The sequence below is a fragment of the Methylobacterium sp. AC690 genome (assembly GCF_979256535.1).
Map to the genome: position 1 here is coordinate 135215 of NZ_CEEDOX010000005.1, position 15231 is coordinate 150445.

Annotated in this window: 15 protein-coding genes and 1 riboswitch; of the genes, 6 read left to right on the forward strand and 9 right to left on the reverse strand. The window is 69.3% G+C overall.

Annotation, left to right across the window (positions count from 1 at the left end; translation table 11 throughout):
- Positions 1 to 31: 31 nt before the first annotated feature.
- Together gcvH and gcvT are read right to left on the reverse strand one after the other, a co-directional pair.
- The gene (gene gcvH, locus AC0IY1_RS07700) at positions 32 to 394 is read right to left on the reverse strand and encodes a glycine cleavage system protein GcvH (RefSeq protein WP_471768780.1); all 363 of its coding nucleotides are present in this window, start codon (positions 392 to 394) and stop codon (positions 32 to 34) included.
- A 44-nt stretch (positions 395 to 438) separates the two neighbouring features.
- Positions 439 to 1569 carry a glycine cleavage system aminomethyltransferase GcvT gene (gene gcvT / locus AC0IY1_RS07705; RefSeq protein ID WP_471768781.1) on the reverse strand — a complete coding sequence of 377 codons (1131 nt, stop codon included), beginning with the start codon at positions 1567 to 1569 and terminating at the stop codon, positions 439 to 441.
- Positions 1570 to 1723: 154 nt separating this feature from the next.
- Positions 1724 to 1839, reverse strand: a riboswitch (glycine riboswitch).
- Between the two features lie 147 nt (positions 1840 to 1986).
- Between gcvT and AC0IY1_RS07710 the strand changes: the two genes are divergently transcribed.
- Entirely contained in the window at positions 1987 to 2793 is an 807-nt protein-coding gene (locus AC0IY1_RS07710) for an endonuclease III domain-containing protein (RefSeq protein WP_471768782.1), read from the forward strand.
- A 157-nt stretch (positions 2794 to 2950) separates the two neighbouring features.
- Entirely contained in the window at positions 2951 to 4018 is a 1068-nt protein-coding gene (trpS, locus tag AC0IY1_RS07715) for a tryptophan--tRNA ligase (protein WP_103710237.1), read from the forward strand.
- Between the two features lie 48 nt (positions 4019 to 4066).
- On the opposite strand, the gene AC0IY1_RS07720 is transcribed toward trpS, so the two are convergent.
- The 7 genes from AC0IY1_RS07720 to AC0IY1_RS07750 all read right to left on the reverse strand — a co-directional run bounded on the left by AC0IY1_RS07720 (position 4067) and on the right by AC0IY1_RS07750 (position 10580).
- Positions 4067 to 4720, reverse strand: coding sequence for a pyridoxamine 5'-phosphate oxidase family protein (locus AC0IY1_RS07720; protein WP_471768783.1), 654 nt, complete (start codon positions 4718 to 4720; stop codon positions 4067 to 4069).
- A 216-nt stretch (positions 4721 to 4936) separates the two neighbouring features.
- Positions 4937 to 5956, reverse strand: coding sequence for a ketol-acid reductoisomerase (ilvC, locus tag AC0IY1_RS07725; RefSeq protein ID WP_103710239.1), 1020 nt, complete (start codon positions 5954 to 5956; stop codon positions 4937 to 4939).
- 26 nt (positions 5957 to 5982) lie between these two features.
- Positions 5983 to 6630, reverse strand: a complete 648-nt coding sequence (locus tag AC0IY1_RS07730) for a TetR/AcrR family transcriptional regulator (RefSeq protein ID WP_471768784.1) — start codon at positions 6628 to 6630, stop codon at positions 5983 to 5985.
- An 88-nt stretch (positions 6631 to 6718) separates the two neighbouring features.
- On the reverse strand, positions 6719 to 7357 hold the full coding sequence (locus tag AC0IY1_RS07735; protein ID WP_471768785.1) for a glutathione S-transferase family protein: 639 nt from the start codon (positions 7355 to 7357) through the stop codon (positions 6719 to 6721).
- 189 nt (positions 7358 to 7546) lie between these two features.
- Positions 7547 to 8089: an acetolactate synthase small subunit gene (gene ilvN / locus AC0IY1_RS07740; protein WP_055949365.1), complete on the reverse strand. Its 543-nt coding sequence runs from the start codon at positions 8087 to 8089 to the stop codon at positions 7547 to 7549.
- Positions 8090 to 8206: 117 nt separating this feature from the next.
- Positions 8207 to 9982 (reverse strand): acetolactate synthase 3 large subunit, encoded by a 1776-nt coding sequence (locus AC0IY1_RS07745; protein WP_055949362.1) that lies wholly within the window; start codon positions 9980 to 9982, stop codon positions 8207 to 8209.
- Positions 9983 to 10307: 325 nt separating this feature from the next.
- On the reverse strand, positions 10308 to 10580 hold the full coding sequence (locus AC0IY1_RS07750; RefSeq protein WP_471768786.1) for a PepSY domain-containing protein: 273 nt from the start codon (positions 10578 to 10580) through the stop codon (positions 10308 to 10310).
- 193 nt (positions 10581 to 10773) lie between these two features.
- Between AC0IY1_RS07750 and AC0IY1_RS07755 the strand changes: the two genes are divergently transcribed.
- From AC0IY1_RS07755 to AC0IY1_RS07770, 4 genes are all read left to right on the forward strand, one after another.
- Positions 10774 to 11277 (forward strand): chemotaxis protein CheW, encoded by a 504-nt coding sequence (locus AC0IY1_RS07755; protein WP_471768864.1) that lies wholly within the window; start codon positions 10774 to 10776, stop codon positions 11275 to 11277.
- A 28-nt stretch (positions 11278 to 11305) separates the two neighbouring features.
- Positions 11306 to 12799, forward strand: a complete 1494-nt coding sequence (locus AC0IY1_RS07760; protein ID WP_471768787.1) for a CheR family methyltransferase — start codon at positions 11306 to 11308, stop codon at positions 12797 to 12799.
- Positions 12796 to 13344 (forward strand): chemotaxis protein CheW, encoded by a 549-nt coding sequence (locus tag AC0IY1_RS07765; protein WP_471768788.1) that lies wholly within the window; start codon positions 12796 to 12798, stop codon positions 13342 to 13344. Before AC0IY1_RS07760 ends, AC0IY1_RS07765 begins: the two co-directional genes overlap by 4 nt.
- Positions 13345 to 13465: 121 nt before the next feature.
- A complete protein-coding gene (locus AC0IY1_RS07770; RefSeq protein WP_471768789.1) occupies positions 13466 to 15136 on the forward strand; it encodes a methyl-accepting chemotaxis protein in 1671 nt (556 codons plus the stop codon).
- The last annotated feature ends 95 nt before the right edge of the window (positions 15137 to 15231 follow it).

Here is a 15231-nt window from a genome sequence, read left to right on the forward strand (position 1 = left end):
AGGCGCCGCTCCGCGGATCGGAGGGGCGGCGCTACTTCGCGAATTCGGCGTAGGCGGCCTCGTCCATCAGCCCGTCGAGGCTGGCCGGATCGTCGAGGCGGATGCGGTAGAGCCAGCCTGCGCCCTGCGGGTCTGTGCCCACGCTGGATGGGTCGGTCACGGCTGCCTCGTTGATCGCGATGACCTCGCCGGAGACCGGCGCATAGACATCCGAGGCCGCCTTGACGGATTCGACCACCGCCGCGGCCTCGCCCTTGGTCAGCTTCGCGCCCACCTTCGGCAGCTCGATGAAGACGAGGTCCCCGAGCTGTTCGGCGGCGTGGGTGGTGATACCCACCGTGGCGACCTCGCCGGTGCAGTCCAGCCACTCGTGCTCGTCCGTGAACTTCCGCATCGCACTCTCCTGGTTGTTGGCAAAGGGGGTTGGAACGGGCCCGATCAGGCGCGCTTGAAGCCTGCGGGAACGAAGGGCAGGGCCGCGACCGCGACGGCGAGGCGCTTGCCCCGCACTTCGGCGAAGACGCGGGTGCCGGGGGCAGCGAGCGCGGCCGGCAGGTAGCCCATGGCGATGGGGGCCTGCAGGCTGGGTCCGAAGCCGCCGGAGGTCACTTGGCCGACCGCCGTGCCGGTCTCGTCGGCGAACAGCGGCGCTCCCGCCCGCACGGGGGTGGGCCCCTCGGGACGCAGGCCGACGCGCTTGCGACTCGGGCCGTCCTCCAGGGCTGCGAGGATGCGCGCAGCACCGGGAAAACCGCCGGCCCGGACCCCGCCGCGCCGGCGCACTCTCGGAATGGCCCAGGACAGCCCGGCCTCCACCGGGTCGGTGCCCGGGTCGATGTCGTTGCCGTGCAGGCACAGCCCCGCTTCCAAGCGCAGGGAATCGCGGGCGCCGAGTCCGATCGGCAGCACGGCCGGATCGGCCAGCAGCGCTTCGGCCAGGGCCTCGGCCTTGTCCTCGGGGATCGAGATCTCGAAGCCGTCCTCACCGGTATAGCCGGAGCGGGTGACGATGGCGGAGGCACCCAGCAGCCCGAGCATCCGCACGTCCATGAAGCGCATTGCGGCTACCTCTGGTGCGAGGCGCGTCAGGGCTGCCTCGGCGCCCGGCCCCTGCAGGGCGACGAGGGCGCGGGCCAGCACCGTGACCGTGCAGGCGTCGGCGAGATGCGCACGGAGATAGGCCTCGTCAGCGACCTTGTTGGCGGCGTTGACCACGAGGACGAGGCTGTCGCCGCAATGGGCGACCATCAGGTCGTCGCGGATGCCGCCCGACGCATCGAGGAGGAGCCCGTAGCGCTGGCGGCCCGGCTTCAGGCCGAGCACATCGATGGGCAGGAGGGTCTCGAGTGCGCGCGCCACGTCGTCGACATCGCCCGAGCGCGGGGTGAGCCGGATTTGACCCATATGCGAGACGTCGAACAGCCCGGCCTGGGCCCGCGTGTGCAGGTGCTCCTTGAGCAGGCCCGCCGGGTACTGCACCGGCATGGCGTAGCCCGCGAAGGGGACCATGCGGCCGCCGTGACGCAGGTGCAGGGCATGGAGGGGCGTGCAGGCAACATCGGGGGACATCGGATTACTCCACGACAAACAGCCTCCGGAAGCTCGACTGAGCGTTTCCGGCTGCCCCCATCTGTCGCGGTTACCTGAGAGCTTCTCCCCGACCGCTGCTGCGGTCCGGGATTTCTCCTTCGGTGGACGCCATCAGGCGCCTCTCTCCAGATTGTCCAACGGTACGGTGATTGTGCCTGAGAGTTTCCGGGGGTGGTTGCTCCGTCGGCGCCATGGTTCGAAAGTTTCTGCGTGTGAAACGCTCGACCTGGGCTCTCCCGTATCGTCCTTGATGACCACGTCAGGGTTTCACATCGCACTGCGTCAGGCAAGGCGCCCTGCCCGGCCGGTGCGTTACGCTTTCGCCGATCCGTCAGTCCGACCACGATCCGCGACCGCGCTCGGGAACCGCGGCGACTCCGGCCGGATTCCCTCGATATGCCGATCGCACCCGGACGAGACCTCCCCGAACACGATCTCGCCGGGCCCCGCCCCCGCCGGGGCCGCGTCCCGAAGCCGGGCTCAGCCGCGTTCGACCCGGCCCTGACCGACAAGGCGCTGGCGATCCACGCGCGCCTCTGCCCGGTCTATGGCTGCCCGATCCCCTACTTCCACAGCCTCGACCCGTTGAGCGAACTCGTCTCCTCGCTGCTCTCCCACCGGACCCGCAACGCTGAGTCCGGCCGGGCCTTCAAGGCCCTCCGGGCGCGCTATCCCGACTGGGACCAGATGCTGGCTGCCCCCGTCTCCGACATCGAGGCGACCATCGCGGGGGTGACCTGGCCCGAACTGAAGGCGCCGCGGCTCCAGGCGATCCTCTCCGCCGTGCAGGCGCGCCACGGCGCACTGAACCTCGACTTCTTGAAGGATATGGCGGTGGAGGAGGCCCGGGCCTGGCTCGAGGCGATTCCCGGGGTCGGGCCGAAGACGAGTGCGGCAGTGCTCTCCTTCAGTATTCTGCGGATGCCGGCCCTGCCGGTGGACAGCCACCACCACCGGGTTGCCCAGCGCACCGGACTCATCGGTCCCCGCGTCGATGTGGGGCCGTCCCACCCGATCCTGCGGGCGCAACTGCCGGCGGACTGGAGTGCGCAGGCGCTCTACGACAACCATGAAGTGCTGATGCTGCACGGGCAGAAGGTTTGCCACCACCGCAATCCCGCCTGCACCCGCTGCGTGCTTCTCGACCTGTGCCCCGAAGGACAGGCGCGGACGGGGAGCGGGGGCGCGATCCGGGAGCCGTAACGGCTCCGCTCGGCTCGTCGCGACGATCCTGCGCGATTGTCGGAGGATTTCGCGGAGCCTTGACCGGTTCCGGCATGGCGTCCAGAAACCGGCGCTCGGCTGCACGGGATTTCGTCCGCGGCCGCTCTCCCTCAATTCGCACGAGGACCCCGCCGCGATGACCGCGTTCAAGGAACTGGTGTTCTCGGGCGTACAGCCGACCGGGAACCTGCATCTCGGCAACTATCTCGGCGCCATCAAGCGCTTCGTCGAGATGCAGGCGCGCGATGCGCAGTGCCTTTACTGCGTCGTCGACCTGCACGCGATCACCCTGTGGCAGGACCCGGCTGCGCTGAAGGGCCAGATCCGCGAGGTCACCGCCGCCTTCCTCGCCGCCGGCATCGACCCGAAGCGCTCGATCGTCTTCAACCAGAGTCAGGTGCCCCAGCACGCCGAACTCGCCTGGATCTTCAATTGCGTCGCGCGGCTGGGCTGGCTCAACCGCATGACCCAGTTCAAGGACAAGGCCGGCAAGGACCGGGAGAACGCCTCGATCGGGCTCTACGACTATCCCGTGCTGATGGCGGCCGACATCCTGGCCTACCGCGCCACCCACGTGCCGGTGGGCGAGGACCAGAAGCAGCACCTCGAGCTGACCCGCGACATCGCCCAGAAGTTCAACAACGACTTCTCGCAGTCGATCGCCGCCCACGGGCACGACGAAGGGGCCGGCTTCTTTCCTGTCACCGAGCCCCTGATCGGCGGGCCGGCGGCGCGCGTCATGAGCTTGCGCGACGGGACCAAGAAGATGTCGAAGTCGGACGCCTCCGACAATTCGCGGATCAACCTGACGGACGATGCCGACGCCATCGCGGCCAAGGTGCGCAAAGCTAAGACCGACCCCGACGCCCTTCCCTCCGAGGTGGCGGGCCTGGCCGGGCGCCCCGAGGCGGACAATCTGGTGGGCATCTTCGCGGCCCTGAAGGATGTCACGCGCGAGGAGGTCCTGCGCGACTTCGGCGGCGCCCAGTTCTCGGCCTTCAAGGGGGCCCTGGTCGAACTCGCCGTCGAGACCCTGGCTCCGCTGGGCGCCGAGATGAAGCGCCTCGTGTCCGATCCGGCCGAGATCGACGCGGTGCTGGCCGACGGCGCCGAGCGCGCCGAGGCCATCGCGGCCCCGACTCTCGACGCCGTCAAGGACATCGTCGGATTCGTCCGCCGGGGACCGCGCCTGCGGATGGTGTGAGGAGACGCGGCCCTTCCCCACGCGCGGGAAAGGGCCGCTCGGGAGGCGTCAGCTCTCGCCGCGGGCGACCCGGGCCTCGTACTCGGGCAGCTCGATCTGGCCTTCCCGCGCGACGCGGGCCTTGTCCGCCTCGGGGATGACGTCGGCGACCATGTCGAGACGCTTCCAGAGGGCGAGCGGCGTCTCCTTTTCGGGGGTGGGCACGTACCGGTTCTGCGCCACCTTCTGGTACTTGTGGATGTAGCGCGGGCAGTTGACCCAGGCCTTCGTCACCTCGACGCGGACGAGGTACTTGGCTTCCGTGTACTCGGCCATCAGGGGATCGTCGCGCAGCATCCGGGCATGGCCCTGGACGCGGACCCTGTGCGGGGTCTCGAAGTCGATGAAGAGCAGGCCGACCTTGGACTGCCCCTCGATGTTGCCCATCGAGTACCACATGCCGTTGCCGTCGAAGCCCGGGAACACCAGCGTGTTGCCCGCGATCACCTTCACGAAGCCGGGGCTACCACCCTTGTAGGAAACGGTCGGCATGCCGTCGGGATCGACGGTGGAGAGAAAGAACATGTCTCGGCTGCCGATGAAGGCGGCCTCGGTCTCACCGATCTTGTCCTGGACCCAGCCCGTGTCCAGGCGCTCGGCGAGCTTGACGGTGTTGAACTCTTCCTGCAGCGCGCGATGCGCGTCGGAGTAGAGCGATGCCATGGGGGTCCTCCGCGTTTCGGCTGCTCTCATCCGGGCGGCCGTTGCCCGGGATGATCGCGGGAAACCTGTCGGAGCACAACAGGCGCCGCCGCTTCGTCGCGTCCGAGGGGGCGTGCCGTGGCCCCGGTTCGCGCATGAAAAAACCGGCGCCGCTCTCGCGACGCCGGCTTCATCCCTCAGAGGAGACCGGGCGACGCCGGTCTCCTCCATCCCGACTCAGTTCTTGGACTTGTCGACGAGGGCCTTCTCGGAAATCCACGGCATCATGCCGCGCAGCTTGGCGCCGACTTCCTCGATCGGGTGGGCGGCGAGCTTGGCGCGGGTGGCCTTGAACGAGGTCTGGCCGACCTTGTTCTCGAGCATCCAATCGCGGGTGAACTTACCCGACTGGATGTCGTTGAGTACGCGCTTCATCTCGGCCTTGGTCTCCGGCGTGACGATGCGGGGACCGGTGACGTACTCGCCGTACTCGGCGGTGTTCGAGATCGAGTAGTTCATGTTGGCGATGCCGCCCTCGTAGATGAGGTCGACGATGAGCTTCACCTCATGCAGGCACTCGAAATAGGCCATCTCCGGGGCGTAACCGCCCTCGACCAGGGTCTCGAAGCCGGCCTTGATCAGCTCGACGAGGCCGCCGCAGAGCACGGCCTGCTCACCGAACAGGTCGGTCTCGCACTCTTCCTTGAAGGTGGTCTCGATGATGCCGGCGCGGCCGCCGCCATTGGCCGAGGCGTAGGACAGGCCGAGGTCGTGGGCGTTGCCCGAGGCGTCCTGCGCGATGGCGATCAGGGTCGGCACGCCGCCGCCCTTCAGATACTCGCCGCGCACGGTGTGGCCGGGGCCCTTCGGCGCGACCATGAGCACGTCGAGGTCCTTGCGGGGCTCGATGAGGTTGAAGTGGACGTTGAGGCCGTGGGCGAACAGGAGGGCGGCGCCCTGCTTCATGTTCGGCGCGAGGGACTCCTTGTAGATGTCGCCCTGGAGCTCGTCCGGGGTCAGCATCATGACGACGTCGGCCTGCTTGGCGGCCTCGGCCACCGACATCACCGTGAAGCCCTCGTGCTCCGCCTTCTTGGCCGTGGCCGAGCCCTCGCGCAGCGCGATGACGATGCCCTTGACGCCGGAATCGCGCAGGTTGAGCGCGTGGGCATGGCCCTGGCTGCCGTAGCCGACGATGACGACCTTCTTGCCCTTGATCAGGTTGAGGTCGGCGTCACGATCGTAATAGACCCGCATGGGTTGGTTCCTCTTCTCGTGGGGTGTCAGGGTCGGGCCTGGCCGTAGAGGGCCAGGAACTGATCGACGGCGCGGGCTGCGTCACGTCGGATCTCGGCGGCGTCGAGGTCGAGCGCGTCGCCGAGAAGAAGTCTGATCTGGATGTCGCGCCCGACCAGACCCAGGAAGGTCCGGAAGGCCGTCTCGCTATCCTCGAAGGCTAGGAACCCGGCGGTGCGTCCCGCCTCGAGCACGGGCTTGACCCGCCCGCCGATGGCCAGCCGCCCGTTCGCCAGCACGATGCCACCGAGGTTGCTCTTGCGCGAGCCGGCATGCGCGATGGCGATGCGGTTGAGAACCACCGAGGTGCGGCCCGCGATGACGTCGAGCCAGGTCACCGCGAAGTCGAGCAGGCGGTCGCGCAGGGTGGCCGCGTCGAGGGCACTCTTGGCGTCGCGCCCCGCATGGACCCGCGAGGCCTGCCAGCGCACCGTGGCGGTGAGGAGACCGTCCCGGTCCCCGAACCACTTGTAGAGCGTTTCCTTCGAGCAGCTCGCACGGCGTGCCACCGCATCCATGGTGAGCTGGTCGCCTTCCTCGACGAGCAGGGCGAGCACGGCATCGAGCACCGCCTGCTGGCGGGCCGAAGGCGCATCGTGCACCGTCTCGTCAGAAGGGGCCGAACTCGGGGACATGCTTCCTGTGCACCAGTACCGTACCGTACGGTACGCGGTTCCCTAAGCCGATTCGGTCACCTGGGCAAGGGGCGCGCCTCGCCGAACCTTACGCGGGCAGTTTGAGGCCTTCGCGGGCGAAGACCGACTGCACGGCGGGGCGCGCGGCCATGGCCCGGGCATGGGCCGTCCAGGCGGGGAAGCGCTCGGCCATGTCGAAGCCCAGCGCCGGACCCCGACCCCAGGTCCAGAACAGCAGAAGATAGGGATCCGCGACGCTGTAGGTCTCACCGAGAGCCCAGCCGCCGTTGGAGAGCTTGACCTCGGTCATCGTGAACAGGTCGCCGCAGGTCTCAGCCCCCTTGGCCTGGATGCCGGGGAAGGCCGATTCGTCGTTCGTGTAGCGTTCGGCCCGGCGGATATGTGCGTAGGCGATGTGGTGGCCCGTGGAGAGCCAGCCGAGCCATTCGTCGACCCGTGCCTGGTCGCGCGGATCCTGCGGCCAGAGGCCGGCTCCAGGGTGCATCCGCGCGATGTGGCGCAGGATCGCGGTGTTCTCGGTGAGCACCCAGTCGCCCTCTACGAGGGCTGGTACGCGGCCGCGCTCATTGACGGCGAGGTAGCCGGGCGCCCGCTGGTCGCCCTTGGCAAGGTCGAGCCGCACCGTCTCGTAGGGCGCGCCGGTCTCCGCGAGGGCGATGTGAGAGGCGAGCGAGCAGGCGCCCGGAGCGTAGTAGAGGATGGTCATAGAAGCTCCGAGTCGTTGCAGGTGATGCCGATCGGGGTCGCGAACGTCCCGGGGCCTTGGGACAGGGCGAAGTTCGGTGCCGAGGCGATCGGCGGGAGAAAGCGCCCGTCCTCCGATCCCGTTCGGGCCCTGTCTCGACGCTTCCGCTTCGGCGCAGGCCGCCGTCTGGCGGCGGTCTGCGGCCGGGATTTACATCGGCTCGGCGCCGCGTCCCATCGCGGCGATGCCGGTGCGGGAGATCTCCACGAGGCCGATCACCGTCATCAGGCTGATGAAGCGATCGATCTCCTCGGTGGTGCCGGTGACTTCGAACACGAAGGAGTTCAAGGTCGCATCCAGGGTCTTGGCGCCGAAGGCCGCCGCGAGGGTCAGCGATTCGGTGCGGTGTTCCCCGGTGCCCGCCACCTTGACGAGACAGAGTTCGCGCTCGAGGGCCTTGCCCTGGAGTGTGAGGTCGACGACCCGATGCACAGGCACGAGGCGGTCGAGCTGCGCCTTGATCTGCTGAATCACCGCGTCGGTTCCGGCGGTGACGATGGTGATGCGGGAGAGGTGGCGCGCCACCTCGGTCTCCGACACCGTCAGGCTCTCGATGTTGTAGCCCCGTCCCGAGAACATGCCCGAGATCCGGGCGAGCACGCCGGGCTCGTTATCGACGATGACGGCCAGGGTGTGCCGGTTGATCGGCTCGACCCGGCCGGCATCGGGATAGTGTGTGTTCATGGCGTTCATGGCGTGCCCCGGATCTTCGTCTGCGATGGCGTGTCGTGGGTGGCCCGGCGGGGCCGATCGGAAAGGGACCGGGCGCGGCCGCGCCCGGTCCGAATGTGTCAGGATGGGTCCGGAGGCTCAGACCAGCATCTTGCCCTCTTCCGAGATGACGTCACCGATCTCGACCCCGGTCTCGCCGAGGTAATCGGACAGCAGCATCTCGTTGTGCGCCTTGCCCGACGGGATCATCGGGAAGCAGTTCTCCTTCTTGTCGACGACGCAGTCGAAGACGACGGGGCCGTCATAGTCGAGCATCTCGGCGATCGCGGCGTCGAGGTCGCCCGGCTTCTCGCAGCGGATGCCCTTGGCGCCGTAGGCCTCGGCCAGCTTCACGAAGTCCGGCAGGCTCTCGGAGTAGCTCTGCGAGTAGCGCGAGCCGTGCAACAGCTCCTGCCACTGGCGCACCATGCCCATGTACTCGTTGTTCAGGATGAAGATCTTGACCGGGAGGCGGTACTGAACCGCCGTGGACAGCTCCTGCATGTTCATCAGGATCGAAGCCTCGCCGGCGATGTCGATGACGAGCCCGTCCGGGTGGGCGAGCTGCGTGCCGATGGCCGCCGGCAGGCCGTAGCCCATGGTGCCGAGGCCGCCGGAGGTCATCCAGCGATTCGGCTCGTCGAACTTGAAGTACTGCGCCGCCCACATCTGGTGCTGGCCGACCTCGGTGGTGACGTAGGTCTCGCGGTCCTTGCAGGCCTCGTAGAGGCGCTGGACGGCGTATTGCGGCTTGATGATCGTGCCCGACGGCCAGTAGGCGAGGCAGTCGCGCGCCTTCCAGGTGCGGATCTTGGTCCACCAATCCTCCATGCGGGCCTTGTCCGGCTGGCGCGGCAGCGCCGTCCAGGCAGACAGCATGTCCTCGAGCACCGAGCCGCAATCGCCGACGATCCCGACATCGACCTTGACGACCTTGTTGATCGAGGACGCATCGATATCGATGTGGATCTTCTTCGAGAACGGCGCGAAGGCGTCGAGGCGGCCGGTGATGCGGTCGTCGAAGCGCGCCCCGATGCAGACCATGACGTCGCACTCATGCATCGCCAGGTTCGCCTCGTACGTCCCGTGCATGCCGAGCATGCCGAGGAACTTCTCGTCCGAGGCCGGGAAGGCGCCCAGGCCCATCAGGGTCGAGGTCACGGGGAAGCCGGTCTCGGCGGCGAGCTTGCGCAGCAGGGCCGAGGCGTGCGGACCGGCATTGATGACGCCGCCGCCGGTGTAGAGGATCGGCCGACGGGCCGAGGCCATCAGCTCAACGGCCGCCTGGATCTGGGCCGCATCGCCCTTGAAGGCCGGCTTGTAGGTCTTGTGGCCGTTCTGGGTGGGGCGCTCGTAGACGCCGGACGCGAACTGCACGTCCTTCGGCAGGTCGATGACGACCGGGCCGGGTCGGCCGTTCGCGGCGACGTAGAACGCCTCGTGCAGGATGCGCGGCAGGTCGTCGATCGATTTGACCAGATAGTTGTGCTTCGTGCAGTGGCGCGTGATGCCGACCGTGTCGCACTCCTGGAAGGCGTCCGTGCCGATCAGGTGCGTGGGAACCTGGCCGGTGATGCAGACCAGCGGAATCGAATCGAGCAGCGCGTCGGTCAGGCCGGTGATGATGTTGGTGGCGCCGGGGCCCGAGGTGACCAGGACGCAGCCGACCTTGCCGGATGAGCGCGCATAGCCCTCGGCCGCATGGACGGCGCCCTGCTCATGGCGCACCAGGATGTGCTTGAGAGTCTCCTGGTGGAAGAGCGCGTCGTAGATCGGCAGCACCGCGCCGCCGGGATACCCGAACAGCGTGTCGACACCCTGATCCTGAAACGCCCGGATGACCATTTCGGCCCCGGTCATGACCTCGCCGCCCATCGTCCTGCTCCTTGAAACTCTGTGTGCTGTACGTGTCGTCCGGCGCGTCGCGGCAATAAAAAAGGGCCCCGAGGGACCCTGCATGCGCCACCATTCGGATCGCGGACCCTGCTGTCAGGTCCGCCCCGTCGGTGGCGCTTCCGTTACGATAAGGATGGCACGCATCGCGTCTTCGTCCGCCTCGTTCGTCCGCCCGACAGGGCGAATCGAAAATCGTGAGGGGTGTCTTACCGAAGGCGGCGACACCGGTCAACGCCGAGACGCACGATCTTGCCGGTACAGGCGTCGCACATCCCCAGACGACAGGCGTCGGATGCGGACCGAATTACTCGACCGGAACTTCCCCCAGAATGGCGCCGGTCTTCGGGTCCGCATCAAATCGCATGCGTCGTCCGTCCTTGATCCCCTCGCCGTCCCAGTGGCCGTCATCGGCTTCGAGCTTGGTGATCGCGCTGTAGCCTGCGCTCTTCAGGGCCTGCTTCGTCTGGGCCGGCGTGAGCCAATCGGCCCCCGGAACCTCCGCCCGCGCCATTCCGGAAACTGCCAGAAGGACGATGGTCAGGGCAGCGGCACGGCGGGGATGGACGGTTCGGGGCATGTGAAGACTCCTGAGGCGGCACGGCCCCGTGGGCGCAGGCGCACAGGGTTCGCTGAAGTTAGGGCGAATGGCCGGCGCCGCGAGGGCGCGACCTCGGCCGGGGCACGGATTCGTGTTTGCCCCGCGTGGCATCGCCGTCCTATCACGTGCGAGGTCCGGGATCGGATCGCGCCCGATCCCGCCCGTGAGGACCCTGCCCCTGTCCGAAACCAGCGCTTTCCTCCTCTTGGACGTGGCGGGCGTCGCCTGCGCGCTCGCGCGGACGTCGGTCAGCGAGGTGCTGCCGCTGCCGGACCTGCACGCCCCGCCGGCCGGCGGTGGGCCGCTTGCGGGGTTCCTCAATCTCGGGGGCAGCCCGGTGCCCGTGGTCGACCTTGCCCGGCTTCTCGGTCTCAGCAGGAACGCCGTGCGTCGGGATGCCGGCGACGCCTACCAGCACATTCTCCTCGATGCGCCGCGGGGCACCGGCTTCCTGGTCGACCGCGTCGAGGACCTGATCACCGTCGAGGATGCGGCGCTGCGTCCGGTCGCGGCCGAGCGGACGCTCAATGGCTGCGTCGTTGCCGAGATCGCCCGGGATGACGGGCTGGTTCACGTGCTCGGCCTGGCACACCTTCTGTCGGCGGAGGAACGGGCGCGCCTGTCGGCCCTGACCGATGCGGCCGCCGAGCGCCTCGCCGCCCTGCCGGCCGCCTGACCCGGCCGGCACCCGCCATGCAGCACCCATGACGCGTCCGCCGCGCTCCGGCCCGGAGGTCGATCCGGGCTTTCCGGCCCTCAAGGCCCGGATCATCGCCCGCACCGGTCACCACTACTACGCCGACAAGGACGACCTCCTGTTCGACCGCCTGCGCAAGCGCTTCCGGGCGCTCGGGCTCGCGGATGCGACGGCCTACGCCGCCTGCCTCGACGACCGCCTGACCGGCGGCTCGGAATGGGCCGCGCTGGAGGCCGAGATCACCATCGGCGAAACCTTTTTCTTCCGCTACGCCGAGCAGTTCGCGGCCCTGCGCACCACCATCCTGCCCGCGCTGATCGCCGCCCGCGCCTCCGAGCGCACCCTGCGGGTCTGGAGCGCCGGCTGCTCTACCGGGGCCGAGCCCTACTCGATCGCCATCCTGCTGCACGAACTCCTGGGAACCGCCTTGCCGGAGTGGCGGATCGCGATCCTGGGCACCGACATCAGCACGGCCGCCCTCGAGACCGCGCGGGCGGGGATCTATGGTCGCTGGGCCCTCCGGACCCTGCCCCCCGGCGAGCGCCTGCGCTACTTCGTGCCGGGCCCGGCCGTCGCGGGGCCGGGCCGCGACGGCACCTATGCCCTGCGGCCGGAATTCCGCCGGATGGTGCGCTTCGAGCGGCGCAACCTGATGGACCTCCTCGACGTCCGTGCCGCCCCGCCCGTGGCGGAGTTCGACCTTATCCTCTGTCGCAACGTGCTCATCTACTTCGAGGCCGAGATCGTCCTGGGAATCGTGCGCGCCCTCGGCCGGCGCCTGACGCCCGAGGGCTGGCTCCTGATCGGGCATGCCGAGCCGAACCCGGCCATCGCGGCGATGCTGGAGCCCGTGAACCTGCCCGGAACCGTCGCCTATCGGCCACGGGGCGCCAGCCCCCCGGTCCCTCCGCCGACGCCCTGGATCCCGGAATTCATTCCCGAACCCATCCCGGTCGCTCCGCCGGCGCCCGTCTTCGGGGGCCCGGAGGCGGCCGAGCCCGACGCGTCCAAGTCCACCCTGGTCGACTCCACCCTGGCCGACGTCCTCGCGCCGCACGACGCGGATGCCGTCGAGCCCCTGGACGATACGGTCCGGCCGGACGATCTGACCCGCATCCGGGCCCTGGCCGATGCGGGCGAGACCGCGGAGGCCTGGCGGGCGATTCGGGCGGCGATCCGCACGGCGCCGACCGATCCCGTGCTGCACTACTATGACGGCCTCCTCGCCCACAGCCTCGGGCGCGAGGCCGAGGCCGAGCGGGCCTGGCGGGGCGCGCTCTACCTCGACCGCACTTTCGTGATGGCGCATTACCAGCTCGGCCTGCTGATGATCGGCCTCGGACGGCGGGCCGACGCGGCGCGTGCCCTCGACAACGCCATCCGTCTGGCCCAATCCCTGGCGCCGGATGCAGTGGTGGCCGAGGGCGACGGGCTCGGCCCGCACGAGATCGCGCGCAGCGCCGCCCTTGCCCGTGCCGGCGTGACAGGAGAAGGGCCGTGACGCAGACCCGGGCCGAAGCCTCCGCCGCGCGCACGCAGGCCCTGCGTGCCGAGCGCTCCCGCCTGCTGGCGAGGCGTGGACGGGGAACGGCGGAGACGGCCGGACCGACGCGGGCCTATCTCGTCTGTGCCTGTGGCGGCGACCGCTTCGCCCTTGCCCTCGCCCAGGTGGCACAGGTGCTGCCGGCCCGGCCGGTGACCCCCCTGCCCGGCGCCCCAGCGGCGATCCTCGGACTCATCGCCATCTCCGGCCGCGTCGTCAGCCTGATCGCCCTCGCCCAAGCCCTCGGACGCGCCGCCGCGGCGGCCAGCGACGAGGGCCACGTCGTCCTGCTGCGGGGCGCGGGCGTTCCGGTGGCGCTCGCCGTCGATCGCGTGCTCGGTGTGGCCGACATCGCCGAGACGACGGACGTTCCGGCCCTGTCCGAGGCGGGTTTGAGCCCGGAGGCGGTTTCGGGCTATGCCCCGCCCGGTGCCGGACCGGATGGGGAACCCGGGTTCGTCGTCGTCGATCTGCCGCGCCTCCTGCGGCGGTACCTGCCGTGACTGTGTCTGCCGTGACCGTTTCTGCCTCGCCGCCGCTCGGGTGGTGAGACGACTCGAACTGCCGAGGCCCGGGGTGCCCTGCCCCGTGTCTCGGTCGATTTCCCGGAGCCTGGAGCCCCTCGTGTCGATCTCGATCGGAAAACGCATCCTCCTCGGCTTCGTCGCCATCACCATCGTCATCGTGGCGCTTGGCTTCTACGCCCTCGGGCAAATCGGCGTGGTGCGCGACACGACCGACGGCATCGTCACCCGCGACCTCACGGTGGCGCGCCAGCTCGACGATCTCGCCAACAAGGCCCGGGACATGGGTCTCCAGCGCCGCAACGCCATCATCGCGCTGCTGATGCGGGCGCGGGGCGGCCCGGAGCGGGATGACGGTTCGGCCTCCTGGCGCCGGTCCGCCACCGAGGCCGAGGCGATCCTTGCCGAACTCGTGCGCGCGACGGACGGCTACCGGGCCCGGTCGGTCTCGGAGGAGCGCAGTCTCGCTTGGCGCAAGGTGAATGCCATCGCCATCGAGGCGGTGGGCGAACTGCGCGAGCTGCGCAGCGCGAGCGAGGCGCAACTCGTCTTGATCGCCGCCAAGGACGTGGAGGGTGTCGAGGCCCGCAACGACGCGCTGAACCGAAGCCAGGACATGTTCCTCAGCGACATCGAGCGCACCCGCAGCGCCCTCGACGAGGGTATCGCCGCCGGCCAGCGCGGCGTCGCCGATCTCTACGAGCGCAGCCGCCTCTCCATCCTGCTCACGCTGGGTGCCTGCATCGTTCTCAGCATCCTCATCACCCTGCTGATCAGCCGGGCCGTGGTACGACCCCTCGAGGAGGTGATGGCCTTCGCGGAGCGGGTCGGCGAGGGCGACCTCTCGGGGACCCTCGAGGCGCGGGGCAAGGACGAGATCGGTCGTCTCGGGCGCACCCTGAACCGCATGGTGGCCGGCCTCGCCGACCTCGCCCGGACCAACCGGGCCGCGACCTCCGACCTCAACGCGGCGGCGGCCGAGATCCGCGCCTCCGCCCAGGAGCAGGCCGCCAGCGTCGAGGAGCAGTTCGCCGCCGTGCAGGAGACCGCCGCCACGGTCGACGAGATCACGCATTCCGGTGCGCAGATCGGCAAGCGGGCCGGCGAGGTCATCGCCACCGCCCAGTCGACGGCCCAGACCTCCCGGGCCGGCCTGCGCGCCGTGGCCGACACCGCCCGGGCGATGGACTCGATCCGCGAGCAGGCCGAGGCGGTGGCCGGCAACATCGTCGCCCTCTCCGAGAAGACCCAGGCGATCGGCGACATCATCACCACCGTCAACGACATCTCGGAGCGCACCCATCTCCTGGCGCTGAACGCCGCCATCGAGGCGGCAGCGGCCGGTGAGAGTGGGCGCAGCTTCGCGGTGGTCGCCTCGGAGATGAAGCTCCTGGCCGACCAGGCCAAGGCGGCCACCGGGCAGGTCCGGACGATCCTCGGCGAGATCCAACGCGGCATCAACACCTCGGTCATGCTCACCGAGGAGGCGGTCAAGCGCGCCGCCACGGGCAAGGCCCGCTCCGACACCACCCAGCGGACCATCGAGGAGATTACTGCCCGGGTCGAGGAGAGCGTCCAGACCTTCCAGCAGATCGTCGCCTCGACGAACCAGCAGCAGCTCGGCATCGAGCAGGTGATGGGCGCCCTCCAGAACATTCGCCAGGCGAGCCAGCAGACGGCGGCCGGTACCCGGGAGGTCGAGGCGGCCTCCGCCAACCTCACCGAACTCGCCCAGGCGCTGATGACGCTCGCCGAGCGCTACCGGCACTGAGAGGAACCCCGCGTTTCCGGGCGCTCCGGTCTCGCGGGGGATGCATGATGCACGAATGGCTTCGCGCGAGTTCCGGACGTTCGGACTTCGCCGTA